We start from the raw sequence: 23942 nt of genomic DNA on the forward strand, positions 1-23942 counted from the left end.
CGGTCAACTCCTTCAGTACGAGAAGGCCATGGGCCGGTCGGCGTCTTCGTCACTGTCCGAGCCCGATCCGGCTCCCGGCCCACCGATCTTGGTGGGCGGGTTGAGATCGGCCTCGGTGAGCTCGGGCGGGCCCTGCTTGATGTACTTGAGCAGCAGCTTCACCTCGATCACGGCGAGGATCGCGTAGATCGCGGTGAACACGATCAGCGAGGTGATCACCTCACCCTGCGAAACCCCCGGCGATACCCCGTCCTTGGTCTTCAGGACGCCGTAGACCACCCAGGGCTGACGCCCGGTCTCGGTGAAGATCCAGCCCCAGGCGGTGCCGATGAGGGGGAAGATCAGCGTCCACTGGGAGAGCCGCCACCACCAGTTGCCGAGCTTCGGCGTCAGCTCCTTGTTCTTGGTGAGCATGAGCTTGGGCACGTCGTCCTCGCCCGTGCGGTGCTCCGGCGCCAGCCAGAACTTCCGCCGCGTGAGGAAGAGCCCGGCGGTGCACAGGGCCATGGAGACCCCGCCGAAGCCGATCATCCAGCGGTAGGACCAGTAGGCGGTGGGGATGTTGGGCCGGTAGTCGCCGGGCCCGTACTTCTCCTGCGCTTCCTTGTTGAGGTCGTTGATGCCGGGGATCTCGGCGCTGAAGTTGTTCTTGGCGAGGAAGGACAGTATTCCGGGGATCTCGATGGCCACGTCGTTGTGCCCCTTGGACACGTCGCCGTAAGCGAAGAGCGAGAACGGCGCCGGCTTCTCCGACTCCCACAGGGCCTCGGCGGCCGACATCTTCATCGGCTGCTGCTCGTACATGACCTTGCCGAGGGTGTCGGCGCTGATCACGGTGAGCAGGGTGCCGACGAACGCGGTGACCAGGCCGAGTCGCATCGACATCCGCATGGTGCGGATGTGCTGCTTCTTACGGAGGTGGAAGATCGCGATGCCGGTCATGAAGGCGCCGCCGACCAGGACGGCCGCGGAGATGACGTGGGCGAAGTTGACGATCGTCGTCTCTTGGAAGAGCACCTTCGAGAAGTCGGTGAGCTCCGCGCGCTTGGTGCCGTCCCGCTCCACGATCTTGTAGCCGACCGGGTGCTGCATAAAGGCGTTGGCGGCGATGATGAAGTACGCCGACGCGATGGTCCCGGCGGAGACGATCCAGATCGTGGCGCAGTGCAGCTTCTTCGGGAGCTTGTCCCAGCCGAAGATCCACAGGCCGATGAAGGTCGACTCGAAGAAGAACGCGATGAGAGCTTCGAAGGCGAGCGGGGCCCCGAAGATGTCACCGACGAACCGCGAGTAGTCGGACCAGTTCATGCCGAACTGGAACTCCTGGACGATGCCGGTGACGACGCCCATCGCGATGTTGATCAGGAACAGCTTTCCCCAGAACTTGGTCGCCCTGAGGTAGTGCTCCTTGCCCGTGCGCACCCAGGCCGTCTCCAGGATCGCCGTGAGGGCGGCCAGGGAGATCGTCAGTGGGACGAACAGGAAGTGGTAGACGGTGGTGATGCCGAACTGCCATCGCGCCAATGTCTCGGGCGCCAGAGCCAGATCCACGTCGACTTCTCCTTACGGCCGTGATCACACCGGCAGTTTGCCCCTTTAATTCCACTGATCTTCGGAGGAACCGGGACACGCTTGTGAACGCGTTCACATTCACAAGCATTATGTCGTACCGGTTCCGAGCAATGACAGGGGGTCCCCCTTATTGACGGGAACCTCACACCACCGGCCTCGTGCGGGCACAGCGAAAGGGGCCGAGGACATGTCCCCGACCCCTCTGCGCACCACCGCCGGAGGCTAGAGCTCCTTGCGGAACGCCTCCGCCGCCTGCAGGAAGATGTCGTTGGCCTCGGTCTCCCCGATCGTGGCCCGCATCCCCTCGCCCGCGAACGGCCGCACGACCACGCCGGCCTTCTCACACGCCGCCGCGAAGTCGGCCGTACGCTCCCCGAGCCGCAGCCACACGAAGTTCGCCTGCGTCTCGGGCACCGTCCAGCCCTGCCCACGCAGCGCCTCGACCACTCGCGTGCGCTCGCCGACCAAGGACCCGACGCGACCCATCAGTTCGTCCTCGGCCCGCAGCGAGGCCACCGCCGCGTCCTGCGCGAGCTGGCTCACACCGAAGGGCACCGCCGTCTTGCGCAGCGCAGCGGCCACCGGCTCATGGGCGATCGCGAATCCGACGCGCAGGCCCGCGAGGCCGTACGCCTTGGAGAACGTACGCAGCACGGCCACGTTCGGACGGTCGCGGTAGAGCTCGACGCCGTCGGGCACCTCGGTGTCGCGGATGAACTCGCGGTAGGCCTCGTCGAGCACCACCAGGACATCGCTCGGCACCCGGTCCAGGAACCGCTCCAGCTCGGCCCTGCGCACCACCGTGCCGGTCGGGTTGTTCGGGTTGCAGACGAAGATCATCCGCGTCCGGTCGGTGATGGCGTCGGCCATCGCGTCCAGGTCGTGGACGTCCCCCGGCGTCAGCGGCACTTTCACCGACGTGGCACCGCTCACCTGCGTGATGATCGGGTACGCCTCGAAGGACCGCCAGGCGTAGATGACCTCGTCACCGGGGCCCGACGTGGCCTGCAGCAGCTGCTGCGCGACACCGACGGAACCGGTGCCCGTCGCCACGTGCGAGACCGGCACCCCGAAGCGGTCGGCGAGTTCGCTCATCAGGCCCGTGCACGCCATGTCCGGGTAGCGGTTGAACGTGCCCGCGGCGGCGAGCGCGCTCTCCATGACGCCCGGCAGGGGCGGATAGGGGTTCTCGTTCGAGGACAGCTTGTAGGCCGCCGGGCCATCGGCGGCGGCAGGCTTCCCCGGCTTATAGGTGGGGATACCCTCCAGCTCGGCACGCAGCCTCGGGCTCGTCTCGCTCACCGCAGTCCTCCTCTTGATATCCGAAACACCTGATACATCCGAAACGCCTGGAACATCCGAAGTGCCTGGCACATCTGAAACACCTGGCATGTCTGAAACACCTGGCACGTCCGAAACGCCTGAACACCTGACGTCAATACTCCTCACCTTATGAGGATTCAGCGCTGCTGCGAATGGGTCAGCGCCATCGGCTCCGACAGGCGCGCATGGAGGGGGGAGCGCTCCTCGTCATGGCGCGCGCCGGTGGCTCACTCCGTGGCGCGCATCACCCGTGAAGGTGAGTTGAGACCTCTTCGAAACCTCGCTCCATTGGCAGGCCCGTGCGCGGCGACAAGGGAGCGTCACCCCCACAACCCGTCAACTCCCTTACAATCCAAGGTCGTTGACCTACTTTCGCCATGCAGAAACGTGCCTGTCAACGAGTGAATATGCGTCCGCCCTACCCACCCCCATGAGCCCTACTATCGGCTCGCCATGACAGCAGCAGGGAACCACCAGGTGAGCCGAGCGGAGACCGCCCGCCGGGGCAACCGGCAGAGCCGAGCGGGCATCAGAGACGTCGCCGCCGCCGCCGGTGTCTCCATCACGACTGTCTCCGACGCACTCAACGGCAAGGGCCGGCTCCCGGACGCCACCCGACGCCATGTCCGCGAGGTCGCCGAACGGCTGGGCTATCGCCCTTCCGCGGCGGCCCGAACGCTCCGTACCGGCAAGTCGGGCCTGATCGGCCTGACCGTGACGACCTACGGGGATGAACCTTTCACCTTCACCGAATTCGCGTACTTCGCGGAGATGGCCAGAGCCGCGACCTCGGCCGCGCTGGCCCGCGGCTACGCCCTTGTCATCCTGCCCGCCACCTCCCGGCGCAGCCCCGTCGACGTGTGGTCGAACGTAGCGCTCGACGGCACCGTCGTCGTCGATCCGTCCGACCACGACCCCGTCGTCAGCGAGCTCGTGCGCCAAGGCCTTCCCGTGGTGTCCGACGGCCGCCCGGCCGGTTCTCTGCCGGTCACCGCCTGGGTCGACAACGACCACGAGGCGGCGGTCCTGGAGATCCTCGACCACCTCGCGGCGGCCGGAGCCCGCCGTATCGGGCTTCTCACCGGGACCACCACGGACACCTACACCCATCTGTCCACGACCGCCTATCTGCGCTGGTGCGAGCGCGTCGGCCAGGACCCGGTCTACGAGTCCTACCCGGCCCACGACCCGTGTGCCGGCGCCGTCGCGGCCGACCGGCTGCTCGCCAGACCCGACCGGCCCGACGCCGTCTACGGCCTCTTCGACCCGAACGGCACCGATCTCCTCGCCGCCGCCCGGCGGTACGGACTGCGTGTCCCGGACGACCTGCTGCTCGTGTGCTGCAGCGAGTCCACCGTCTACGCCACCACCGAACCGCCCATCACCACGCTCTCGCTCAAACCGCGCCGCATCGGCACGGCCGTGGTCCAGTTGCTCATCGACGCCATCGAAGGACTGGATTCGGGCCGTCCCGTCGAGCAGGTGATACCGACGGAGCTGATCGTGCGCACCTCGTCCGAGCGACGTCCACCGCGTACGACGGTCAGCCCACCCCGCTCGCCCGGACCGGGTTGAGCGGACCGCTCGGCGGGGAGAACCCCCGTCAACCGGGCAGTGCCCGGCACTGCCCGGTCATGGCCCGGGGGGAAACCCCTACCCAATTCGGGAGAAAACCTCGGTGAACTGGGGTTCAGCACTGATTCACCACCCCTGGTGCACCACACAGCGCGAGCCGCATTCCTATGATGGGCGGACGACACCGCGGGCCGCTGCGACCAGGCAGTCCGTTCTCGGTGCAGATGCGGCGCAATGGTGGTGGAGGGGTCGATGACTCAGGGGGCCGGTCAGGGACCCGATGTGCGGACGGCGACGTTGCGCGACTTCCGCGTTCCGGCGTACGTCCATGAGACCGGGCCGGTCCAGGGGGGTTCGGCGGATGTGGCGGCTCCGGGCGCGCCGGTGGAGATCACCGGAGTGCCCGACGAGGGCTACACCCCGACCCAGCGCGACCTGCCGGTCATCAATCGCGGGGACACCGTGCAAGTGGAGGTGCAGCCCATGCCGGAGCCTCCGCAGGCGCCGACCGACGAACACGGTCCGCTGTTCGTCGTGGGCGATGTGCACGGCTATCTGGACGAGCTGCTCGGGGCACTCCACGAGCAGGGCCTCATCGACGGGGACGGCGACTGGTCCGCTGGGAACGCGCGCCTGTGGTTCCTCGGCGACTTCACCGACCGCGGCCCGGACGGCATCGGCGTCATCGACCTCGTGATGCGCCTGTCCGCGCAGGCGGCCGCCGCGGGCGGCTACTGCAAGGCTCTGATGGGCAACCACGAGCTGCTCCTGCTCGGCGCCAAGCGGTTCGGCGACACCCCGGTCAACTCCGGCGCCGGCACGGCCACCTTCCAGGCCGCCTGGCTCCTGAACGGCGGCCAGAAGACCGACATGGAGCGCTTGGAGGACCACCACCTGCAGTGGATGGCCCGCCTCGACGCGATCGAGTCGGAGGACGGGCATCTCCTGATGCACTCCGACACGACCGCCTATCTGGATTACGGCGACTCGATCGAAGCCGTGAACGACACGGTCCGCGAGACCCTCACCCGCAACGACGCCGACGAGTGCTGGGACCTCTTCAGGAAGTTCACCAAGCGCTTCGCCTTCCGCGACGAGTCGGGCCCGGGTGCCGTACGTGAACTCCTCGACATGTACGGCGGCCACCGCATCGTGCATGGCCACAGCCCCATCCCGTATCTGCTCGGCGATGTCGGCTCAGAAGATGACTCCGACGGCGGCGGACCCGTCATCGAGGGACCACACATCTACGCAGGCGGACTGGCCATCGCCATGGACGGCGGCGTGACCATGGCCGGAAAACTGCTGGTCTGCCAACTGCCCCTGGATAACTGAGCGTTCACTGGGCAGGCGCACCCTTACACGATCACGCGGGCCGGGGGGCCTATTTCTGGAAACCCCCTGTCACCGCGTGCCGTCACGGCTCTACCATCGGCTTATCCGTAGCAGGCTCCCCTCCGTTTCTGCCCGACGGCTCGCAGCCATGCGAGCTCCCAAGCCCTACGGAGCATCGGGGGATGCACATGAACAGCGCTCCACAACTGCTCAATGAGGACCGCCCCGAGTACGAGCGGATCCTCGATGAGGCGCTGCGCACCGCACCGAACCGTCCTGATCTAGCCGCACTGGGCGAGCGGCTCAATCCCGAGCAGCTGCGCACGATGGCGCTGAACGCCACCGCGCTGATCACTGCCGCCGCAACGACCGAGTACACGCACTACGTGAAGGTCCGCGAGGAACTGCGCGAAAACGGATCCGCCGCACCATCGATCCGCGAGCGGAGCACCGAGGGCACGGCGGAAGCCGGTTCCGGCGGTCTCGGTATCGCCACCACGATGGGGGAGGTCACCGTTCAGGCTTCGGGGGCGGGCGCCGTCGCCGTCGTCGCGGTGCTCGCCCCCGTTCTCGCCGGGGCGGCCGCCGCGATCTTCCTGCTCGTCGGCTACATCCTGAAGATGCTCAACCCGGAGCCCGCCTTCGCGGACACCCTGCTCACCGCGGGATGGCTGTTCGGCGCGCTCACCGCGGGGGGCATCCTGGTCGGCGCGGTCGGTCTGCTCCTGACCGCCCTGCGCAACGGCTCCACTTCGCTCCAGGCCGGTTCGTACGGCGAACAGAACGAGGAGGTGGTTCGCGCCAGGGAAGCCTGGGGCGAGGCACTCATGGAGCGCGGCGTCCTGCCGTTCCTGCGGGAGGCGCTCGCGGATCCGGGGGCGGCTCACGCGGCCCGCACACCGGCTGCGGACCCGCACGGCCGGATGCCCCAACTCGGCTATCACAGGCCGGGATTCAGCAGCCCGGGAGGCGGCCAGGCGACGGGACCTCGCCCGAGCTTCTCGAGCCCGGACTTCTCGAGCCCGGACTTCGGCGGCCCCGACCACAAGCCGGAGTAGGACGCGGCGGGCTTCGGGGCAGTGCATGGCGCGGCTTCGGGCGGACGGCGATGACCGTCCGCCCGAAGAGCCGCGCCGTCGAAGAGCCGCGCCGTAACACGGTGCCTTAAAGCTGCTCGGTCACGTCGTGAGGTGGCGCCTTGAGGTGGCGCCCGCCTTGAATGGCGCCGGTCAGTCGGCGATCGGCAGGTACACGCGGTTTCCGGCTGCCGCGAACTCCTTGGACTTCTGGTCCATGCCGGCCGCGATCTCCTCCTGCGTGCCGCCGTGCTCACGCCGGATGTCGTGCGAGATCTTCATGGAGCAGAACTTCGGCCCGCACATCGAGCAGAAGTGCGCCGTCTTCGCGGGCTCGGCGGGGAGCGTCTCGTCGTGGAACTCCCGTGCCGTGACCGGGTCGAGGGCCAGGTTGAACTGGTCCTCCCAGCGGAACTCGAAGCGTGCGTCGGAGAGCGCGTCGTCCCAGTCCTGCGCGCCGGGGTGGCCCTTGGCGAGGTCCGCCGCGTGGGCCGCGATCTTGTACGTGATGACGCCGGTCTTCACGTCGTCGCGGTTGGGCAGGCCCAGGTGCTCCTTGGGCGTGACGTAGCAGAGCATCGCCGTGCCCCACCAGCCGATCATCGCGGCGCCGATGCCGGAGGTGATGTGGTCGTACGCCGGCGCGATGTCGGTGGTCAGCGGGCCGAGCGTGTAGAACGGCGCCTCCTCGCAGATCTCCTGCTGGAGGTCGATGTTCTCCTTGATCTTGTGCATCGGGACGTGGCCCGGGCCCTCGATCATCGTCTGTACGTTATAACGCTTGGCGATCGTGTTGAGTTCCCCGAGGGTGCGCAGCTCGGCGAACTGCGCCTCGTCGTTGGCGTCCGCGATCGAGCCGGGGCGCAGGCCGTCGCCGAGCGAGTACGTCACGTCGTACGACGCGAGGATCTCGCAGAGCTCCTCGAAGTTCTCGTAGAGGAAGCTCTCCTTGTGGTGCGCGAGGCACCACGCCGCCATGATCGAGCCGCCGCGCGAGACGATGCCGGTCTTGCGGTTGGCGGTCAGCGGCACGTACGGAAGGCGCACGCCCGCGTGCACCGTCATGTAGTCCACGCCCTGTTCGGCCTGCTCGATGACCGTGTCCTTATAGATCTCCCAGGTCAGCGCCTCGGCCTGGCCGTCGACCTTCTCCAGGGCCTGATAGAGCGGCACGGTGCCGATGGGCACGGGGGAGTTGCGCAGGACCCACTCGCGGGTGGTGTGGATGTTGCGCCCGGTGGAGAGGTCCATGACCGTGTCGGCGCCCCACTTGGTCGCCCAGGTCATCTTGTCCACCTCCTCCTCGATGGAGGAGGTCACCGCGGAGTTGCCGATGTTGGCGTTCACCTTCACCAGGAACTTCTTGCCGATGATCATCGGCTCGATCTCCGGGTGATTGACGTTGGCGGGGATGACCGCGCGGCCCGCGGCGACCTCCGCGCGTACGACCTCGGGGTCGAGGTTCTCGCGGATCCCGATGAACTCCATCTCGGGCGTGATCTCACCGCGGCGGGCGTACGCGAGCTGCGTCACCGCCTGTCCCGCGCGCCCCCTGCGCGGCTGCCGCGGGCGGCCGGGGAAGACCGCGTCGAGGTTCTTCAGGCCTCCGCGCGGCGAGGTGTGCTTGATGCCGTCGTCCTCGGGACGGGGCGGGCGGCCCGTGTACTCCTCGGTGTCGCCGCGGGCGATGATCCAGTTCTCGCGGAGGGGTGCCAGGCCCCTGCGGACGTCGGTGTCGATGGACTCGTCGGTGTACGGACCCGAAGTGTCGTACAGCGTCACGGCCTTGCCGTTGGTGAGGTGCACCTGGCGGACCGGCACCCGCAGATCGGGGCGCGAGCCCTCGACATACGCCTTGTGCCAGCCGATGGACTTCCCGGCCTCGTCGCTCTGGTGCTGCGCGTTCTGCGCGTTCTGCGTCGAGGCAGGCGTGCGTGCGTCCGATGTGGTCATGAGACCTACTCCCTACGCCGGCATTACCCGGTAACAGGTTCGGCGGTCGACGCAGCGAATCCCGTACGGCTCGTGCACTTTTTGTGCCGCTTCGTACGGAGGTCAGCGCCCTCTCAGCCCGGTGCTCCGAGCTCCCGCGATTGCAAAGGTGGCTCCACGCTAGCGTCATATCGGGCGCGCTGAACAGAGGGCCCTCTCCGTTCTTGCGATGATCGGGCAGTGACCACCACAGAGCCGCCGTCCCAGCCGCCCGTCCCGAACACGCCTCCGGACCCGCATGGGCACTCCCACAGCCACGGTCCGGCCGCGCCCGTATCGAAGCATCTGCGCAAGGTCATCGCCGCCGTGCTGATTCCTTTCGCCACCGCGGTGATCGTGGGACTCGCGGTCTTCTGGCCCGGCGGCGCACCGGCCCACGAGCGCACCGGAGTCGGCTTCGACCGCCAGACCCAGTCGGCGGACGTGACGAAGGTGCAGGAGCTCCCCTGCAAGGACGTCAACGCCTCGCAGACCCCGCCCAACGGCGACACCTCCACCGCCGAGGGGCAGTCCGCGCAGTCCCGTGCGAAGGGCGTCTGCAAGAAGGCGACGATCGAGGTGACGAGCGGCAAGGACAAGGGCCGCACGTTCACCGAGATCGTCCAGCCCGACTCGCCGCGGCAGTTGCGCCAAGGTCAGGAGGTGGTGGTCGCCTACGAGCCCACGGCCCCGGAGGAACTGCAGTACTCGGTCACCGACGTGAACCGGAAGTTCCCCATGGCGCTGCTCGCCGGGATCTTCGCCCTCGCCGTCGTCGTGGTGGGACGGCTGCGCGGCCTGATGGCCCTGATCGCACTGGCGTTGAGCTTCCTGGTCCTGACGTTCTTCATCCTGCCCGCCATCCTGCAGGGCTCGAACCCGCTGGTCGTTGCGGTGATCGGGGCCAGCGCCATCATGCTGATCGCGCTCTATCTGTGCCACGGTCTCACGGCCCGCACGTCGGTCGCGGTCCTGGGCACGCTGATCTCTCTGCTCCTCATCGGGCTGCTCGGCTCGCTCTTCATCGGCTGGGCCTCGCTGACCGGCAACACGGACGACAACACCGGCCTGATCCACGGCCTGTACCCGTCCATCGACATGAGCGGTCTGCTGCTCGCCGGCGTCATCATCGGCTCGCTCGGCGTACTCGACGACGTGACGGTGACGCAGACGTCCGCCGTCTGGGAACTGCACCAGGCCAACCCCACGATGGGCTGGCGCGGACTGTACGGCGCGGCCATCCGCATCGGCCGCGATCACATCGCCTCGGTCGTCAACACCCTGGTCCTGGCCTACGCGGGCGCGGCGCTGCCCCTGCTTCTGCTCTTCTCGATCGCGCAGAGCAGCGTGGGCACGGTGGCCAACAGCGAGCTGGTGGCCGAGGAGATCGTGCGCACCCTGGTCGGCTCGATCGGCCTGGTCGCCTCGGTACCGGTGACGACGGCGCTCGCGGCCCTGGTGGTCTCGGCCGACCGGTCTGCCCCGGCGAACCGTCCGACCCCGGCGGCCCATCCCGGCAGCGCGGGCCATCCGGGCAGTGCGGGCCATCCGGGCAGCGGTGCGACCCCCGCCCCCAAGCAGACCCGTGGCGGAAAGGGACGGCGCCGCAAGGCCTGAGCGGCCGATGCCACAAAATGCACCAATCTGCCGTACGGCTTCGCCCGGCGCGCGAGGTCAGCCCGCGCTCTGCTCCTCGGCGAGGATCCGGTCCAACGCTTCGTCCAGGTGCGTCTCGAAGTCGGCGAGCGCCCGCTCCTGACCCAGCGGGACCAGCTTGTCCGTACGGTCGAGGAAGGCGAGCAACGGCGGGATTCCTACCCGGAACAGCGCCTGGTCCGAACCCACCTGAAGCCTGATCAGCACCTCGTCGAGCAGTTCGGGATCGGTGGGCGCGATGTGCACGTCGCCCTCACCGCACGCTCCGCCCACCCCGTCGACCAGTAGCTCGCGCCCGAAGGCCCAGGTCACGGGGGCATCGCCGGGGAGGTGGAAGGTGAACCGGACGGCGTACGGATCGCCGGCCTCGTAACGCAGCTCCACCGGGATGCGAAACGACAACTCCTCGGAGACGAGGAAGTTCATCATGACCTCTGCCTGGACCGACTCTCGCATCGCCCGCCTACCCCGTCGCTGAAGCTCGACTGGCCAGGAACCAACTCCCTGACACTCTTGGCATCTTGCTTAACGTACACATCAGATCACAAGGAGTGAGTTTTCAGATGCTGATAGAGAAAGCCAGTGTCCCCAACAACTTCCCGATCTCGTCTTGCAGGCGCTCGGCTGCGGGCAGTAGTCGATCTTCCTGATAGGAGGGAACGGAGATCGCCATGGTCCCCGCTGCGTTACCCGCAGTGATCGGAATCGCGGCGCAGACCGTCCCCAACGCGTACTCCTGCCGCTCCACCACGGGCTTCATACGGCCCATCCCGTCCAGCCGGCGCAGCAGACTCCTGCCGTCACGGACCGAGTACGGAGTGATCGACTGCACCGGGTAGCGGGAGAGGTGGTCCTGCCGCTGCTCGTCGTCGAGTTGGGAGAGAAGACATTGCCCGATCGCATGGGCGTGTCCGGTCTCGCGGAAGTCGGCCCATTCCTCCACGGCGGGATTCCCGGGCGTGTCCGCGACGGCCACCACCTCGATCTCGCCCTCGCGGTAGAGGGCGAAATACACCGGCACCCCGATGACGTCACGCCAGTGCCCCAAGGCCTCCCTGATCATGCCGCGACGATTCTGCTGCGCCCCGCTCGCGCTCAGCCGCTCGGCGGCCTCGCCGAGCACGAGCACACCCTTGTCCCGGCGCAGATAGCCCTCGTGCGTCAGCGTGCGCAACAGGTGATACGCCGTGGGCAACGCGAGTCCCGCCTCACGGGCCAACTGTTTGGCGGGCGCCCCCTCCTGGTGGTCGGAGGCGGCCTCCAGCAAGCGCATCGCCCGCTGTACGGAGCCAATGAGAGTCGGCGGAGCGGAGGTTGAGGCCGTGGCCCTCGACGACGCCCCGTACGGGGCGTCGTTGGGCGAGGCGCCGGCTGTGCCGGCGGTCGCCGCGGTCTCTGCCGTCTTCGCGGCGTCTGCCGTCTCTGCGGCGTCTGCGGTCTCAGCGGCGTCAGTGGTGTCTGCGGGTGTGGCGTCAACCGTGGCCAAGGTTCACTCCCGAAACGCGTGGGGGTTCCGCCCGTGCCCGGGGATACACGGGTGGGAGCGCAGTGCGCCCGTGCGGGGCTCGCCCCGCGCCGGTTTTCGGACTCTAACCGTTGGTCACCGGCCTAAGGCGCCGCACCTGGAAACTTCCCCCACCCGAGCGAACTGTGGCCGGGAATCACCAATTGCCGCGTGACGAGGTCGAACCGGATATGAACTTCCGTACGACGTAGATGAGTCCACCCACCAGGGCGACGAAAATCAGTGCCTTGAACAACAGGCCGACGACGAATCCCACGACGGTCGCTATCACGCTGCCGAACACGACCAGGGCGATGACCGGCACCGCGATCCACTTCACCCACCACGGCAATCCCGAGAAGATTTCCTGCGCTGCCATCGTCCTTGACCTCTCTCCCGCACCTGTCCTACTTCTTGCATTCGATGCTAGGGCGGCGGAGTGCCCGACGGGGGCCTCGCATCCCTTGTCCTCCCCTGATCCTCCCCCTAGGGAACCCCGAGGTCGCAGCCCCGATAAGTCAGCCCGCAGGAGGGGAACAGCGCTTCGTAAGGGCGCCAGCCCTTCGTAAGCGGTCAGCCTTTCGTAAGGCGGTCAGCCCTCGGGCGGCGAGAAGACCACGAGCACCCGCAGGTCCTCGCTGATGTGATGGAACTTGTGGGCCACCCCGGCCGGCACATAGACGACACTGCCGCGGGCGACCTGGGTGGTCTCCATGCCGACCGTGATCGACGCCCGACCGCTGACGATCATGTAGACCTCGTCCTGCTGGTGGGGCTGCTGCGGATCGGTGTCCCCGGCATCGAGCGCGTACAGCCCGACCGACATGTTCCGCTCGCGCAGAAACTGCAGGTACGCACCGTCGTTCGCGGCGCGCTCCGTCTCCAGTTCATCCAGCCGGAATGCCTTCATCGTCCTCGTACGCCCCTTGCCCCACCTAGCGGGCCGACCGCTCTGGCCGTCCGTCTGCAACGATCAGACACATGAAGAATTTCGTAGTCAAGACGATCGCCAACGCGGCGGCCCTGGCCGTCGCCGTGTGGCTCCTCGACAAGATCACGCTGACCGGTGACAGCACGGGCGGGAAGACGATCACGCTGATCGTCGTCGCGCTGCTCTTCGGTCTGGTGAACTTCCTGGTCAAGCCGATCGTGAAGGTGCTCACCTTCCCGCTGTTCATTCTGACCCTCGGCCTGATCACGCTCGTGGTCAACGCCCTGATGCTGCTGCTCACCTCGTGGCTTGCCGACAAGTTCGACGTGAGCTTCCACGTCGAGGGGTTCTGGACCGCCGTACTCGGCGGCCTGATCATCTCGATCGTGTCCTGGGCGTTGAACGTCGTCCTGCCCGACGACAAGGACTGAGCCCGCCCCATGGCCTTCTCCGTGAGCTTCGTCTGCACCGGCAACATCTGCCGGTCCCCCATGGCCGAGTCCGTCTTCCGCGCGCGGGTCGACGAGGCCGGACTCGGCGGACTTGTCCGGGTGGACAGCGCGGGCACCGACGGCTGGCACGAGGGGGACGGCGCCGATCCGCGCACCGTCGCCGTCCTGGCGGCTGCCGGCTATGAGAGCGATCACGTGGCGCGCCGTTTCGAGGCCTCCTGGTTCTCGCGGCTCGACCTGGTGATCGCCCTGGACTCCGGCCATCTGCGGGCCCTGCGGCGCCTGGCGCCCACGGCGGCCGACGCGGACAAGGTGCGGCTGCTGCGCTCGTACGACCCCGAGGCCGTCGACCCGGGCGACCTTGACGTCCCCGATCCGTACTACGGAGAGGACGACGGGTTCGACGAGTGCCTGAGAATGGTGGAGGCGGCGAGCGAGGGACTGCTCGACGCTGTACGCGAAGCAGAGGAAAGGCGGGCGGCATGACGGACTCCGCAGGGATAACCGCAGGTACCGGCGCGGGAACAGGCACCGGGATGGGCGACGGCACGAGAGCGGTGCGGGCCGGGCTCCCCGAGCCGGTGAAGCACGAGCCGACCCTTCCGGGCCCCGTGTTCGCCGCGCACTTCCACCTGCCGGGCGATCCCACGGGTCCGTACACCTATGGACGGGACGACAACCCGACCTGGACGCTCCTCGAACAGGCGATCGGCGAGCTCGAAGCGCCGGGCGACGCAGCCGGCGGGGCCTCGGCCAATGCTTCGGGCGATGCTTCGGGCGAGGGCAGTGACGGGGCACCCGCGGCCGACGTCGAGACCCTGGTCTTCGCCTCCGGGATGGCCGCCATCTCGGCGGTGCTCTTCTCGCAGCTGCGCGCCGGTGACGCGGTGGTCCTGCCGGACGACGGCTATCAGGCGCTGCCCCTGGTCAGGGAGCAGCTCACCGCGTACGGCATCGAGGTACGCACGGCCCCGACCGGCAACGACGCCCAGCTCGACGTCCTGGACGGCGCCAAGCTGCTGTGGATCGAGACGCCGTCGAACCCGGGCCTCGACGTGTGCGACGTACGGCGCCTCGCCGACGCGGCACACGCGCGTGGTGCCCTGGTGGCGGTCGACAACACCCTGGCCACACCGCTCGGCCAGCGCCCCCTCGAACTCGGCGCGGACTTCTCCGTGGCCAGCGGCACGAAGATGCTCACCGGCCACGGCGACATCCTCCTTGGATACGTTGCCTGCCGCGACGCGGAGTTGACCGCTTCCGTACGGCGCTGGCGCAAGATCGTCGGTGCCATCCCCGGGCCGATGGAGGCCTGGCTGGCGCACCGTTCGCTCGCCACGCTCCAGCTTCGCGCCGAGCGGCAGAACGCCAACGCCCTGGCCGTGGCCGAGGCGCTGCGCAGCCGCGGTGAGGTGACCGGGCTGCGCTATCCCGGGCTTCCGGACGACCCCTCGTACAAGATCGCCTCGCAGCAGATGCGGCGCTTCGGGTGCGTGGTCTCCTTCACGCTGCCCTCGCGCGTACGTGCCGACCGTTTCCTCGACGCGCTGCGCCTGGTTGACGATGCCACGAGTTTCGGCGGTGTACGTTCCACCGCCGAGCGGCGTGGCCGCTGGGGCGGGGACGCCGTCGCGGAGGGCTTCATCCGCCTCTCGGCCGGCTCCGAGGACCCCGCTGACCTGGTCGCGGACGTGCTGCGCGCACTGGACGAGTCGGCTGACTGACGGCCCTGGAAGCGTGCGGTCCGCCGCCTGCCGGTACGAGGCCGCGTACAACGCGGCTAGTACCGGGCTACGCAGAACGAACGGTCCGAGCCTCCCCCCTCGTGGCTCGGACCGTTCCGGTTCTGCGCGCGAAGAACCGCGCGAACAAGGCTAGTTGACTCTGTGTCAGTGTCCAATCACAGTAGCGGCAGAGACCTATCGACATATTTATAGTTGGGCGCGGCCCCAAGGGCCGGGAGTGGAGGACACCACCGTGGACCTGGCTCTTCTGCGCACGTTTGTGACCGTGCACCGGGCCGGCTCCTTCACCCGTGCGGCAGCCCTGCTCGGCCTGTCCCAGCCCGCCGTCACCTCGCAGATACGCACCCTCGAGCGGCAACTGGGCCGCCCCCTGTTCCTGCGCCAGGCGCGCGGCGTGACCCCCACGACCATCGGGGACGAACTCGCCCACAAGGCCGCCCCGCATCTCGACGCCCTGGTGGAGATCGCCGAGACGGGGCTCGAAGAGGACTCCTCGGTACGCACCCTCCACCTCGCGGGGCCTCCCGAGTTCACCGCGACTCGCGCGCTACCCGCTCTGACCACACTGACCGGGCAGGACGGGCAGGGCCTCGCGCTGCGTGCCTCGTTCGGCAATGCGGAGGAGGTCCTCGACGGGCTCTCCGCCGGTCACCACGATCTGGCCATCACCACGGCCCGGCCACGGGGCACGCTGCTCACCGCGACCCCTCTCTGCGACGAGGAGCACGTCCTGGTCGCGGGCCCGCACTGGGTCGACCGCATCGGACCCGGCAAACTGCGCCGCAAAGGCGCCTCCGCCCTGGAGAACCTGCCGGTGGTGGAGGTGCACGAGTCGCTGCCGCTGGTCGCCCGATACTGGGCCGCCGTCTTCGACACCCGTCCGGCCGCATCGGGCGCCGTCATTGTGCCGGACCTGCGGGCGGTGCTCGCCTGCGTCGCCAACGGGGCAGGGCTCGCCGTGCTGCCGCGCTATCTCTGTGCGCCCGCTCTCAAGAGTGGCGAGGTCGTGGCCCTGCTGGACCCGGCGGTGCCTCCGCTGCGCACGTATTTCCTCGCCGTACGCACCGGCACACTCGCGATGCCGCATATCGCGCGGGCGCACGAGTGGCTGCTGCGCGCTGCCGTGGACTGGGCTTGAGTGAGACTCCGACTGGTTCACGATGTTTCACGTGGAACGGTCCGGGCCACATTTCTCCCATGACCGTTCGACCCGTGGTCAAGCGCACCGCACGCGCCATCCTGCTCGATGGAAACGACCTGATCCTGATCAAGCGGACCAAGCCCGGCGTCGATCCCTACTGGCTCACCCCTGGTGGCGGCGTGGAACCGGAGGACGCGACCGTGGTCGACGCTCTCCATCGTGAGGTGCACGAGGAGCTCGGCGCCAAGATCTCCGACGTCGTCCCCTGCTTCGTGGACACCGTCGAGCACATCGGCGAGGACAGCAGCACGACCGGCGTGAAAGTGCAGCACTTCTTCGTCTGCCGCCTGGAATCCATGGACGTCGCGCAGCGGCACGGCCCCGAGATCGAGGAGCCCTGCGGCGAGTACGAGATCGTCTACGTGCCCTTCACCAGAGTCGGAATCGCCTCGGTCCATCTGGTCCCGCTGTCGCTGCGGCACTATCTGGACGGCAACATCGAGGGCGTACGCGCGATGCACGCCCCTGATCTGGGCTGATCTGCTCCCGGTCCTGCTCCCGGGCCGCCCTTGGCTATTCCAGGCTTGGCTGTTCCAGGCTGTTCCAGGCTGCTCAGGGCTGCTCCCGGCCGTTCCGATCCCCGGCTGCGTCTCAGTCAGCCGTCGCCATCAGTTCCTCCACGGAGTCGTGGCGGATGCGGCCGACGGGGATGCCGACGTCCCGCAGGGCGTCCACACCGCTGCGGATCATGCCGGGCGGACCGGAGAGGTAGGCGTCGTACTCGTTCCAGGGACCGTACTCGCGCACGGCCTCCGGGAATTGGGCGTGATCGTCGACAACCGGGCGGACCGAGAGCCACGGGTGGGTCTGCTGGAGCCTCATCATCGTGTCGATGTCATACAGGTCGTGGTCGGTGCGGGCGCCGTAGAACACCTCGACCGGCCGCCGTTCGCCGTGCTCGGCGACGTCCTCGACAAGGGCCTTGATGGGGGCGATGCCCGTCCCGCCGCCCAGGCAGAGCAGGCCGCTGTCGGTGGTGTGGTCGACGGTCATCGAGCCGGCCGGCGCGCCGAGACGCAGGACGTCACCCGGCCGCGCGTGGTGCACCAGGGCGTTGGAGACCCAGCCCGCGGGGACCGCCTTCACGTGGAACGAGAGCAGCCCGTCGGAGCGCGGTGCCGACGCGAACGAGTAGTGCCGCCAGATCCGCGGCCACCAGGGCGTCTCCAGGCTCGTGTACTGGCCTGCAAGAAAGGGGTACGGCTGGTCGGGGCGGACCGTGACGACAGCGATGTCAGGCGTTCTGAGGTCGTGCGACACGACCTCGGCGAGCCACCAGGCGGGCGCGCGCAGTTCATCCGCGGCAGCCGCGTCGATCATGATCTGGGAGATCTTCGTGTACGTCCGCACCCAGGCGGCCTCGGTCTCCTCGTCCCAGACGGCGCTCGCGTACCGGCTGAGCGAGCCGATCAGGCATTCGCCGACGGCCGGGTAGTGCTCGGACCGGGTGCCGTACTTGCGATGTCCGCGGCCGAGATTCCTCAGATACTCGGCGAGGACGTCGGAGTGGTCGATGAGTTCGGCCGCGGTCAGCAGCGCCTTGAGCAGCCGGTCGCGCTGAGTGTCCATCGCGGCGGGGAACAGGGGGCGCAGGTCGGGGTGCCGGGTGAAGAGCAGCGCGTAGAAGTACGAGGTCACCTTGTCGGCGACGGGGCCTATCTCGGCCATCGTGCGCTGGACGCGGATCGCGTCGGGGGAACCCGTGGGGGAGGGCTGCGGTGCGGGCCGGGACTGCGCCTGAAGGTCGGGCCGCATCGCGCCCAGCGCAGGTGCCGGCTCTGATGCCTGTCGGGCCGCCGGTATTCGCTCCTCGGCGGAGTGCTGGGGTTCGGGCGCGGGAGGGTTCTCCGGGGCGGGCGCGGGCCGGTTCTGGGGGGCGGGCGTGGCGGGGCCGGACCTGCCCAGCGGACGTATGGCGGACACCCGGCGCCCTTCGGACGTCTCGGGCTCACCGCTCCCGGACTCACCGCTCTCGGGCCGTGTCGGCTCGCTGCCCTCCGATTGCTTCGGCGCCTTGCGTGGGGTGAACCAGCCGCCTCCACCGCCGCTGTCGCCGGAAGTGCCGTTGCCCGCCGACGTGGTGGTCGGAGCGTCCATGCTGTGCCTCGCCTCGAACATCTCTCAGTCGGTCCATGCACTTCCCTGTAGGAAGCCGCTTACTTTCCCCGCTCCGCCTCGGCAGCCAATGTGGCCACATTGAACCTCGAATTACCGGACCCTACGGACAAGTAGGTGTCAAATGTGACATTGCCCGCAGTCACCTTGTCGCAGCGTCTCATCCCTCACCGTCACGCCGGTCGCATAACGGAAAGTTCAGGTCTTCGATCTCTTCGCCCCGTTAAGCTGCGTTGCCCTCCGCCCGTGCCCCCCGGGGGTGCGCTGAGATACACCCGGCCCGAACCGGACTCGACCATACCGGCAGCCGTCCGGCACACAAGTCCTGCCGCGCTTCACCGGGAATTCAGTGGCCGACGCCCGCTAATTGCCCCAACTACCCGGCGGCTCGCACCAATTCATACGCCTTACGCAGATCGCGACCGACATAAGAGTGGGTAGCGAGCCCGACCAGCCGCTGATCCGCATTGACGGCGACCGAAACAGGCACGGCTCCGAACAGATCCAGATCCGAGAGCGAGTCGCCATAAGCGACGCAATCGGACCGCCCGACCCCGAACTCTTCACAGAGACGTTTCGCGATCTTCACCTTGGCCGCGGCGTTGAGGATGCCCGTCGGATTCACCGGCTCGGTGAACGGGAGGGCGGGGAAACGCGACCCGTGCGCGGCATGCGCACCCCAGCCGAGCAGCCGCTCCACGAAGAACGACGGCGACAGCGAGATCACCGCGCAGTAGTCCCCTCCCTCCCGGATCTCGGCCCAGGTCTCCCTGATCCCCGTCAGCCACGGCGCCCCCTCAAAGGCCGCTGTGACCTCGCTGTCCGTGAGGTCCGCCCATAGCGCGCGCACACGGACCGCGTACTGCGGCGAGTCGATCCGCTGCGCGACAAAGTCTCGTTCCAGCTCCGCGATCTCCGTTTCCAGACCGAGCTGTCGCGAGATCTCCACGGGGGCCGCCGTGCCGTGCAGCAGCGTTCCGTCCAGGTCGAACAGGTGAAGTCGTGCCATGTACGCCGAGGCTAGTACCCGCGGTTACTCCCGCTGTCAGACGCCCTCGACCGTCGCTCCCGGCACCGTGTTTCACGTGAAACTAAGCCGCCCCGCTCGCCGGGCCACCCTCGTCGTCCATGTCACCGCCGCCGCAGGCTGGCTCGGGCTCACGCTCGGGCTGCTCGCGCTCGCCTTCGCGGCCATCACCACGGGTTCCGCCGCGACCACCGAAGCCGCCGCCCGCTCCATGAAGCTCTTCGCGGACTGGCTGGTGCTCCCGCTCGCCCTCCTCACCCTGCTGAGCGGTCTGCTGCTTTCCCTCGGAACGCCATGGGGACTCTCCAGGCATCGCTGGGTCTACGCGAAGTTCTGGCTGACCCTGGCCACCACCGCCGCGTCGGCCTTCGCACTGCGACCGGGCATCAACGACACAGTGGCCACCGTGTCCGCGGGCTCCCCTGTGGCGGACCCGACCGGCCTGATCGCCGGTCCCGTCGTCTCCCTGAGCGCCTATCTCTTCATGACGGTCATCTCGGTGCTCAAGCCCTGGGGCCTCACCCGCCGCGGCCGGAAGCAACGTGACCAAAAGAAGCGTGTCTCTACCCACAAACCGGTGGACGCCAAGGTCATGCGTCAGACAGCCTGAGCAGAGTGTCGACACCTATCCTCTCCGCTCTGCCCATCCGCCGACTAACCCTCCGCGACCTCACCGCCTGCGCCGACCTGTCGCAGGATCGTGGCTGGCCACGCGAGGACCACAAATGGGGGCTGCTGCTCTCGGCCGGCACGGGCTACGGCATCGATGACCCCGACGGTGGCGGTCTCATCGCCGCCTGCGTGGTGACCGAGTACGGCCCACTGGAGAGCCCCGGCCTCGGCGCCATCGGCATGGTCCTTGTCGCCGAGCGGCACGCCCGCAAGGGCCTGGGCCGCCGTCTGATGCGGTACGTCGTCGAAGGCGCGGGCACCACTCCGCTCACCCTCCATGCGACGCCGAACGGCCGCCCCCTGTACGAGCAGCTCGGATTCAAGACCACCGGCCGCGCCGAAATGGTCCGCGGCATGTTCACCCCCGGCGGCCCGCTGCCGGATGTCGCCACCCGGCCGGCGACCGCGGAGGACCTGCCCGCGATCGTGCGTCTCGACACCGAGGTCTTCGGCCTCGACCGCACGCACGTACTCACCCGGCTTCGCGCTTTCGTCGACCAGTTGAGGGTCGCGGAGGCGGACGGCACGATCACTGGTTATGCCGGCGCCTGGCCGAACATGGAGACCCATGTCATCGGCCCTCTCATCGCCCGGGACACGGAGACGGCGAAGGCCCTGATCGCTTCGCTCGCCGCGGGCTCCGACCGACCGCTGCGCACCGACATCGACGTACGCCATGAAGAGCTGCTCGCCTGGGTGAAGGAGCACGGCCTCCAGCCGATCGCCTTCAACGACGTGATGACGTACGGCATCCCCGGGCTGCCCGGCGACTGGACCCGTCGTTTCGCGCCGCTGACGGTCGCGGCAGGCTGACCGAACGAGAGGCCCGCCCCCAAGCACAGAGGCCCGCCCTCAAGCACCGGATGGTTACCGGCGCTTGAGGGCGGGCCTTCGTCATGTCCTCGCGCGGTGGCGTACTACGCGAGGTCCTCCACTGCCGCGGTGGCGAAGCCATGGTCCTGCTCGGGCGCTCCGCCGCCGACGCCGATGGCGCCGATCAGACGGCCGTCGCGGTGGACGGGGACACCGCCCGCGATGAAGAGCAGCGGACGGTCGAGGGCGGTGGGCAGGGTGTGGAAGGGACCGTCGGGCTTGACCAGGTCGACGAGGTCGGCGGTCGGGGCGTTGAGCTGCAGCGCCGTGTACGCCTTGCGGGTGCTGGTCTCGCCGGAGATCAGCACCGCCCGGTCGTCGCGCCGGAAGGCGAGCAGGTGACCGCCCGCGTCGAGGACGGTGACGCTGACCGTGACATCGGCCGCCTCGGCCGCGCGGCGGGCCGCGGTGACGAGCGCCTCGGCGTCCTGAATGGTCAACGGGGCGACGGCGGGGGTGGTGGTGCTCATGGGGTGCTCCTTGTGCGTGTGGTGCCTTGGCCGCCGGTGTTTCTGGCCGGCGGCTCGTCAGGGGGTCAGTGGTGGACGGGCTGCGCCTGCTCGACAGGGGCGGCGCCCGTGACGACCAGGCCGGGAGCGGCCGAGCGGCGCTCCAGGGCGGCCGAGACGACGGCCAGGACGAGCGCGGAGCCCGCGAGGACGGCGCCCACCCAGTTCGGGGCGGTGTAGCCGAGGCCCGCGGAGATCACGAGGCCGCCGAGCCAGGCCGAGAGCGCGTTGCCGAGGTTGAAGGCGCCGATGTTCATGGCCGAGGCGAGCGTGGGCGCGCCGGAGGCCTGGTCGAGCACCCGCTTCTGCAGCGGGGGCACGGTGGCGAAGCCCAGGGCGCCGATCAGCCCGATGGTCACGGCTGCCGCGATCTTGTTGTGCGCGGTGAAAGTGAAGAGGGCGAGTACGACGGCCAGCGCGCTCAGGGAGATGTAGAGCAGCGGCATCAGGGCGCGATCCGCGAACTTTCCGCCGATCAGGTTGCCCGCGACCATGCCGAGGCCGAAGAGGACGAGCAGCCAGGTAACGGAGGAGTCCGCGTAGCCTGCGACGTCCGTCATCATCGGCGCGAGATAGGTGACGGCCGCGAAGACACCGCCGAAGCCGAGGATCGTCATCGCCATGGCGAGCAGCACCTGCACGTTGCGGAACGCGGCCAGCTCATGGCGCAGCCGTACGCCCTCGGGCTTGGGCAGGTCCGGTACGAGCTTGGCGATACCGGCCAGGCCGATGACGCCGAGCCCCGCGACGATTGCGAAGGTGGTGCGCCAGCCGAGGGTCTGCCCGACGAGCGTGCCGAGCGGCACACCGACCACGTTGGCCACGGTCAGGCCCGTGAACATCATGGCGATGGCTCCGGCCTTCTTCTGCGGAGCGACCAGCTCGGCCGCGACGACCGAGCCGATGCCGAAAAAGGCACCGTGGGCGAGCGAGGCGACGACACGGCCCGCCAGCATGACGCCGAATACCGGGGCCACGGCGGAGAGCAGGTTGCCCGCGATGAACAGGCCCATGAGCAGCATCAGCATCCGCTTGCGGGAGATGCGGGTGCCGAGAACCGTCATCAGGGGAGCGCCGAGTACGACGCCGAGTGCGTAGCCGGTCACGAGGAGACCGGCCGTGGGGATGGAGACGCCGAAGTCACCCGCGACCTCAGGGAGCAGCCCCATGATCACGAACTCTGTGGTCCCGATTCCGAAGGCCCCGATCGCGAGGGCCAGTAGCGCGAGAGGCATGGTTCTACCTTCCAAAACGGTTGCAGGTGCGCTTAGCTAGCGTCCACAATAGTTGCACACGCGGGTTACTTGCAACCGCCGGATATTGCATCGGTGGACTATCCTGGTCCTCAGCAGCTCCGGGACGGAGGAACAAGAGCCATGACAGCGACGGACCCCGCACTGACCGCCCTTGCGCAGGGCTGGTGCGCGCTCTCCCTGCTCCACGGGAAGATCGAGACCCACATCGAGCGCGCCCTGCAGGCCAAGCACGGCCTGAGCGTGCGCGAGTACTCTCTGCTCGATGTGCTCAGCCGCCAGCACGACGGCGAGGGCGGGCATCTGCAGATGAAGCAGGTGGCCGACGCCGTCGTCCTCAGCCAGAGCGCCACCACGCGCCTGGTCACCCGGCTCGAGGACCGCGGGCTGCTCTCCCGCTACCTGTGCCCCACCGATCGCCGCGGCATCTACACGGACGTCAGCGAGTCGGGCGCCGCGCTCCTCGCCGAGGCGCGCCCCACCAACGACGCCGCACTGCGCGAGGCACTGGACGAGGCAGCGCTCAACCCGGAGCTCACGCCGCTGGTCAGGGCAGTGGAAGCGGTGCGCGTACCGGCGTAGGACTCCTGTGGCCGCAGTTTCCCTGCCAGGAAAGCGGGCTGCTGCATAGGCTGCAGCTCATGGGAGATCTTGAAATACGCCCGGCGATCGCCGACGACATCCCGGCCGTCGTGGGGATGCTGGCCGATGACCCTCTGGGCAGCACGCGCGAGTCGCCCGACGACCTCACTCCGTACCTTGCCGCGTTCGAGCGGCTCAACAAGGACCCGAACCAGCATCTGGTCGTCGCCGTGCGCGAGGGACGCGTCGTCGGCACGCTCCAGCTCACGATCGTTCCGGGGCTGTCCCGGAAGGGGGCCACGCGGTCGATCATCGAAGGCGTACGCGTCCACGCCGACGAACGCGGCAGCGGCCTCGGCACCCGCTTCATCGAGTGGGCGGTCGACGAGTCCCGGCGCCAGAACTGCCAGTTGGTACAGCTGACCTCCGACGCAACCCGCACCGATGCCCACCGCTTCTATGAGCGGCTCGGGTTCACGGCCTCCCATGTGGGCTTCAAGCTGCAGCTCTGAAGCTGTCGGTGACTGGTCACGCCGGTGGGGCGTCGTGTTTCACGTGAAACACGACGCC

24 protein-coding genes are annotated in these 23942 nt (G+C 68.4%); 13 read left to right on the top strand and 11 right to left on the bottom strand.

Features of this window, described 5'->3' with window-relative positions:
- Nucleotides 1–12: 12 nt before the first annotated feature.
- A complete protein-coding gene (locus ACWFR3_RS15935; RefSeq protein ID WP_453735145.1) occupies nucleotides 13–1551 on the bottom strand; it encodes a cytochrome ubiquinol oxidase subunit I in 1539 nt (512 codons plus the stop codon).
- A gap of 243 nt (nucleotides 1552–1794) precedes the next feature.
- Complete coding sequence (gene hisC / locus ACWFR3_RS15940) at nucleotides 1795–2874, bottom strand: histidinol-phosphate transaminase (protein WP_453735146.1); 1080 nt, start codon at nucleotides 2872–2874, stop codon at nucleotides 1795–1797.
- A 474-nt stretch (nucleotides 2875–3348) separates the two neighbouring features.
- On the opposite strand from hisC, the gene ACWFR3_RS15945 reads away from it, so the two are divergent.
- The 3 genes from ACWFR3_RS15945 (at nucleotide 3349) to ACWFR3_RS15955 (ending at nucleotide 6863) form a co-directional block, all read left to right on the top strand.
- The gene (locus tag ACWFR3_RS15945; protein WP_190082941.1) at nucleotides 3349–4470 is read left to right on the top strand and encodes a LacI family DNA-binding transcriptional regulator; all 1122 of its coding nucleotides are present in this window, start codon (nucleotides 3349–3351) and stop codon (nucleotides 4468–4470) included.
- Between the two features lie 237 nt (nucleotides 4471–4707).
- Complete coding sequence (locus ACWFR3_RS15950) at nucleotides 4708–5805, top strand: metallophosphoesterase (protein ID WP_453735172.1); 1098 nt, start codon at nucleotides 4708–4710, stop codon at nucleotides 5803–5805.
- 182 nt (nucleotides 5806–5987) lie between these two features.
- A complete protein-coding gene (locus tag ACWFR3_RS15955; protein ID WP_453735147.1) occupies nucleotides 5988–6863 on the top strand; it encodes a hypothetical protein in 876 nt (291 codons plus the stop codon).
- Nucleotides 6864–7034: 171 nt separating this feature from the next.
- Here the strand turns inward: ACWFR3_RS15955 and thiC are convergent, their stop codons facing one another.
- A complete protein-coding gene (gene thiC, locus ACWFR3_RS15960; RefSeq protein ID WP_453735148.1) occupies nucleotides 7035–8834 on the bottom strand; it encodes a phosphomethylpyrimidine synthase ThiC in 1800 nt (599 codons plus the stop codon).
- 219 nt (nucleotides 8835–9053) lie between these two features.
- Here thiC and ACWFR3_RS15965 point away from each other — a divergent pair, with 219 nt between their 5' ends.
- Nucleotides 9054–10469: a YibE/F family protein gene (locus ACWFR3_RS15965; RefSeq protein WP_453735149.1), complete on the top strand. Its 1416-nt coding sequence runs from the start codon at nucleotides 9054–9056 to the stop codon at nucleotides 10467–10469.
- Between the two features lie 57 nt (nucleotides 10470–10526).
- On the opposite strand, the gene ACWFR3_RS15970 is transcribed toward ACWFR3_RS15965, so the two are convergent.
- From ACWFR3_RS15970 to ACWFR3_RS15985, 4 genes are all read right to left on the bottom strand, one after another.
- Complete coding sequence (locus tag ACWFR3_RS15970; protein ID WP_453735150.1) at nucleotides 10527–10964, bottom strand: SsgA family sporulation/cell division regulator; 438 nt, start codon at nucleotides 10962–10964, stop codon at nucleotides 10527–10529.
- A gap of 103 nt (nucleotides 10965–11067) precedes the next feature.
- The gene (locus ACWFR3_RS15975; protein ID WP_453735151.1) at nucleotides 11068–11781 is read right to left on the bottom strand and encodes an IclR family transcriptional regulator; all 714 of its coding nucleotides are present in this window, start codon (nucleotides 11779–11781) and stop codon (nucleotides 11068–11070) included.
- A 388-nt stretch (nucleotides 11782–12169) separates the two neighbouring features.
- On the bottom strand, nucleotides 12170–12391 hold the full coding sequence (locus ACWFR3_RS15980; RefSeq protein ID WP_453735152.1) for a DUF5326 family protein: 222 nt from the start codon (nucleotides 12389–12391) through the stop codon (nucleotides 12170–12172).
- Between the two features lie 213 nt (nucleotides 12392–12604).
- The gene (locus ACWFR3_RS15985; RefSeq protein WP_453735153.1) at nucleotides 12605–12922 is read right to left on the bottom strand and encodes a cupin domain-containing protein; all 318 of its coding nucleotides are present in this window, start codon (nucleotides 12920–12922) and stop codon (nucleotides 12605–12607) included.
- Nucleotides 12923–12993: 71 nt separating this feature from the next.
- Here ACWFR3_RS15985 and ACWFR3_RS15990 point away from each other — a divergent pair, with 71 nt between their 5' ends.
- The 5 genes from ACWFR3_RS15990 to ACWFR3_RS16010 all read left to right on the top strand — a co-directional run bounded on the left by ACWFR3_RS15990 (nucleotide 12994) and on the right by ACWFR3_RS16010 (nucleotide 16820).
- The gene (locus tag ACWFR3_RS15990) at nucleotides 12994–13374 is read left to right on the top strand and encodes a phage holin family protein (RefSeq protein WP_453735154.1); all 381 of its coding nucleotides are present in this window, start codon (nucleotides 12994–12996) and stop codon (nucleotides 13372–13374) included.
- A gap of 9 nt (nucleotides 13375–13383) precedes the next feature.
- The gene (locus ACWFR3_RS15995; RefSeq protein ID WP_453735155.1) at nucleotides 13384–13881 is read left to right on the top strand and encodes a low molecular weight protein-tyrosine-phosphatase; all 498 of its coding nucleotides are present in this window, start codon (nucleotides 13384–13386) and stop codon (nucleotides 13879–13881) included.
- On the top strand, nucleotides 13878–15119 hold the full coding sequence (locus ACWFR3_RS16000; RefSeq protein WP_453735156.1) for a cystathionine gamma-lyase: 1242 nt from the start codon (nucleotides 13878–13880) through the stop codon (nucleotides 15117–15119). The genes ACWFR3_RS15995 and ACWFR3_RS16000 overlap by 4 nt, the downstream gene beginning before the upstream one ends.
- Nucleotides 15120–15372: 253 nt before the next feature.
- Nucleotides 15373–16278, top strand: coding sequence for a LysR family transcriptional regulator (locus ACWFR3_RS16005; protein ID WP_453735157.1), 906 nt, complete (start codon nucleotides 15373–15375; stop codon nucleotides 16276–16278).
- A 59-nt stretch (nucleotides 16279–16337) separates the two neighbouring features.
- Entirely contained in the window at nucleotides 16338–16820 is a 483-nt protein-coding gene (locus ACWFR3_RS16010) for an NUDIX domain-containing protein (protein ID WP_453735158.1), read from the top strand.
- A 112-nt stretch (nucleotides 16821–16932) separates the two neighbouring features.
- Here ACWFR3_RS16010 and ACWFR3_RS16015 read toward each other — a convergent pair whose 3' ends face one another.
- Entirely contained in the window at nucleotides 16933–18438 is a 1506-nt protein-coding gene (locus tag ACWFR3_RS16015; RefSeq protein WP_453735159.1) for a globin domain-containing protein, read from the bottom strand.
- 394 nt (nucleotides 18439–18832) lie between these two features.
- Nucleotides 18833–19465, bottom strand: coding sequence for an HAD family hydrolase (locus tag ACWFR3_RS16020; RefSeq protein WP_453735160.1), 633 nt, complete (start codon nucleotides 19463–19465; stop codon nucleotides 18833–18835).
- Nucleotides 19466–19541: 76 nt separating this feature from the next.
- Here ACWFR3_RS16020 and ACWFR3_RS16025 point away from each other — a divergent pair, with 76 nt between their 5' ends.
- Nucleotides 19542–20093 carry a DUF2269 domain-containing protein gene (locus tag ACWFR3_RS16025; protein ID WP_453735161.1) on the top strand — a complete coding sequence of 184 codons (552 nt, stop codon included), beginning with the start codon at nucleotides 19542–19544 and terminating at the stop codon, nucleotides 20091–20093.
- A 5-nt stretch (nucleotides 20094–20098) separates the two neighbouring features.
- Nucleotides 20099–20968: a GNAT family N-acetyltransferase gene (locus tag ACWFR3_RS16030; RefSeq protein WP_453735162.1), complete on the top strand. Its 870-nt coding sequence runs from the start codon at nucleotides 20099–20101 to the stop codon at nucleotides 20966–20968.
- Between the two features lie 104 nt (nucleotides 20969–21072).
- Here ACWFR3_RS16030 and ACWFR3_RS16035 read toward each other — a convergent pair whose 3' ends face one another.
- Both ACWFR3_RS16035 and ACWFR3_RS16040 read right to left on the bottom strand, forming a co-directional pair.
- Nucleotides 21073–21498, bottom strand: a complete 426-nt coding sequence (locus tag ACWFR3_RS16035; protein WP_453735163.1) for a GlcG/HbpS family heme-binding protein — start codon at nucleotides 21496–21498, stop codon at nucleotides 21073–21075.
- Nucleotides 21499–21563: 65 nt separating this feature from the next.
- On the bottom strand, nucleotides 21564–22772 hold the full coding sequence (locus ACWFR3_RS16040) for an MFS transporter (RefSeq protein ID WP_453735164.1): 1209 nt from the start codon (nucleotides 22770–22772) through the stop codon (nucleotides 21564–21566).
- Between the two features lie 141 nt (nucleotides 22773–22913).
- On the opposite strand from ACWFR3_RS16040, the gene ACWFR3_RS16045 reads away from it, so the two are divergent.
- Together ACWFR3_RS16045 and ACWFR3_RS16050 are read left to right on the top strand one after the other, a co-directional pair.
- Nucleotides 22914–23372: a MarR family winged helix-turn-helix transcriptional regulator gene (locus ACWFR3_RS16045; protein ID WP_365861220.1), complete on the top strand. Its 459-nt coding sequence runs from the start codon at nucleotides 22914–22916 to the stop codon at nucleotides 23370–23372.
- Between the two features lie 59 nt (nucleotides 23373–23431).
- A complete protein-coding gene (locus ACWFR3_RS16050; protein ID WP_453735165.1) occupies nucleotides 23432–23884 on the top strand; it encodes an N-acetyltransferase family protein in 453 nt (150 codons plus the stop codon).
- The last annotated feature ends 58 nt before the right edge of the window (nucleotides 23885–23942 follow it).

It is taken from the genome of Streptomyces sp. NPDC055189 (assembly GCF_053606765.1).

What these genes read in the sequence shown, in the direction of transcription:
- ACWFR3_RS16050 (WP_453735165.1), top strand. Translation starts at nt 23,432, where the DNA reads ATGGGAGATCTTGAAATACGCCCGGCGATCGCCGACGACATCCCGGCC.
- ACWFR3_RS15995 (WP_453735155.1), top strand. Translation starts at nt 13,384, where the DNA reads ATGGCCTTCTCCGTGAGCTTCGTCTGCACCGGCAACATCTGCCGGTCC.
- thiC (WP_453735148.1), bottom strand. Translation starts at nt 8,834, where the DNA reads ATGACCACATCGGACGCACGCACGCCTGCCTCGACGCAGAACGCGCAG.
- ACWFR3_RS16015 (WP_453735159.1), bottom strand. Translation starts at nt 18,438, where the DNA reads ATGGACGCTCCGACCACCACGTCGGCGGGCAACGGCACTTCCGGCGAC.
- ACWFR3_RS15975 (WP_453735151.1), bottom strand. Translation starts at nt 11,781, where the DNA reads ATGCGCTTGCTGGAGGCCGCCTCCGACCACCAGGAGGGGGCGCCCGCC.
- ACWFR3_RS16020 (WP_453735160.1), bottom strand. Translation starts at nt 19,465, where the DNA reads ATGGCACGACTTCACCTGTTCGACCTGGACGGAACGCTGCTGCACGGC.
- ACWFR3_RS16010 (WP_453735158.1), top strand. Translation starts at nt 16,338, where the DNA reads ATGACCGTTCGACCCGTGGTCAAGCGCACCGCACGCGCCATCCTGCTC.
- ACWFR3_RS15980 (WP_453735152.1), bottom strand. Translation starts at nt 12,391, where the DNA reads ATGGCAGCGCAGGAAATCTTCTCGGGATTGCCGTGGTGGGTGAAGTGG.
- ACWFR3_RS16045 (WP_365861220.1), top strand. Translation starts at nt 22,914, where the DNA reads ATGACAGCGACGGACCCCGCACTGACCGCCCTTGCGCAGGGCTGGTGC.
- ACWFR3_RS15990 (WP_453735154.1), top strand. Translation starts at nt 12,994, where the DNA reads ATGAAGAATTTCGTAGTCAAGACGATCGCCAACGCGGCGGCCCTGGCC.
- ACWFR3_RS16000 (WP_453735156.1), top strand. Translation starts at nt 13,878, where the DNA reads ATGACGGACTCCGCAGGGATAACCGCAGGTACCGGCGCGGGAACAGGC.
- ACWFR3_RS15970 (WP_453735150.1), bottom strand. Translation starts at nt 10,964, where the DNA reads ATGCGAGAGTCGGTCCAGGCAGAGGTCATGATGAACTTCCTCGTCTCC.
- ACWFR3_RS16035 (WP_453735163.1), bottom strand. Translation starts at nt 21,498, where the DNA reads ATGAGCACCACCACCCCCGCCGTCGCCCCGTTGACCATTCAGGACGCC.
- ACWFR3_RS15955 (WP_453735147.1), top strand. Translation starts at nt 5,988, where the DNA reads ATGCACATGAACAGCGCTCCACAACTGCTCAATGAGGACCGCCCCGAG.
- ACWFR3_RS15985 (WP_453735153.1), bottom strand. Translation starts at nt 12,922, where the DNA reads ATGAAGGCATTCCGGCTGGATGAACTGGAGACGGAGCGCGCCGCGAAC.
- ACWFR3_RS16040 (WP_453735164.1), bottom strand. Translation starts at nt 22,772, where the DNA reads ATGCCTCTCGCGCTACTGGCCCTCGCGATCGGGGCCTTCGGAATCGGG.
- ACWFR3_RS15945 (WP_190082941.1), top strand. Translation starts at nt 3,349, where the DNA reads ATGACAGCAGCAGGGAACCACCAGGTGAGCCGAGCGGAGACCGCCCGC.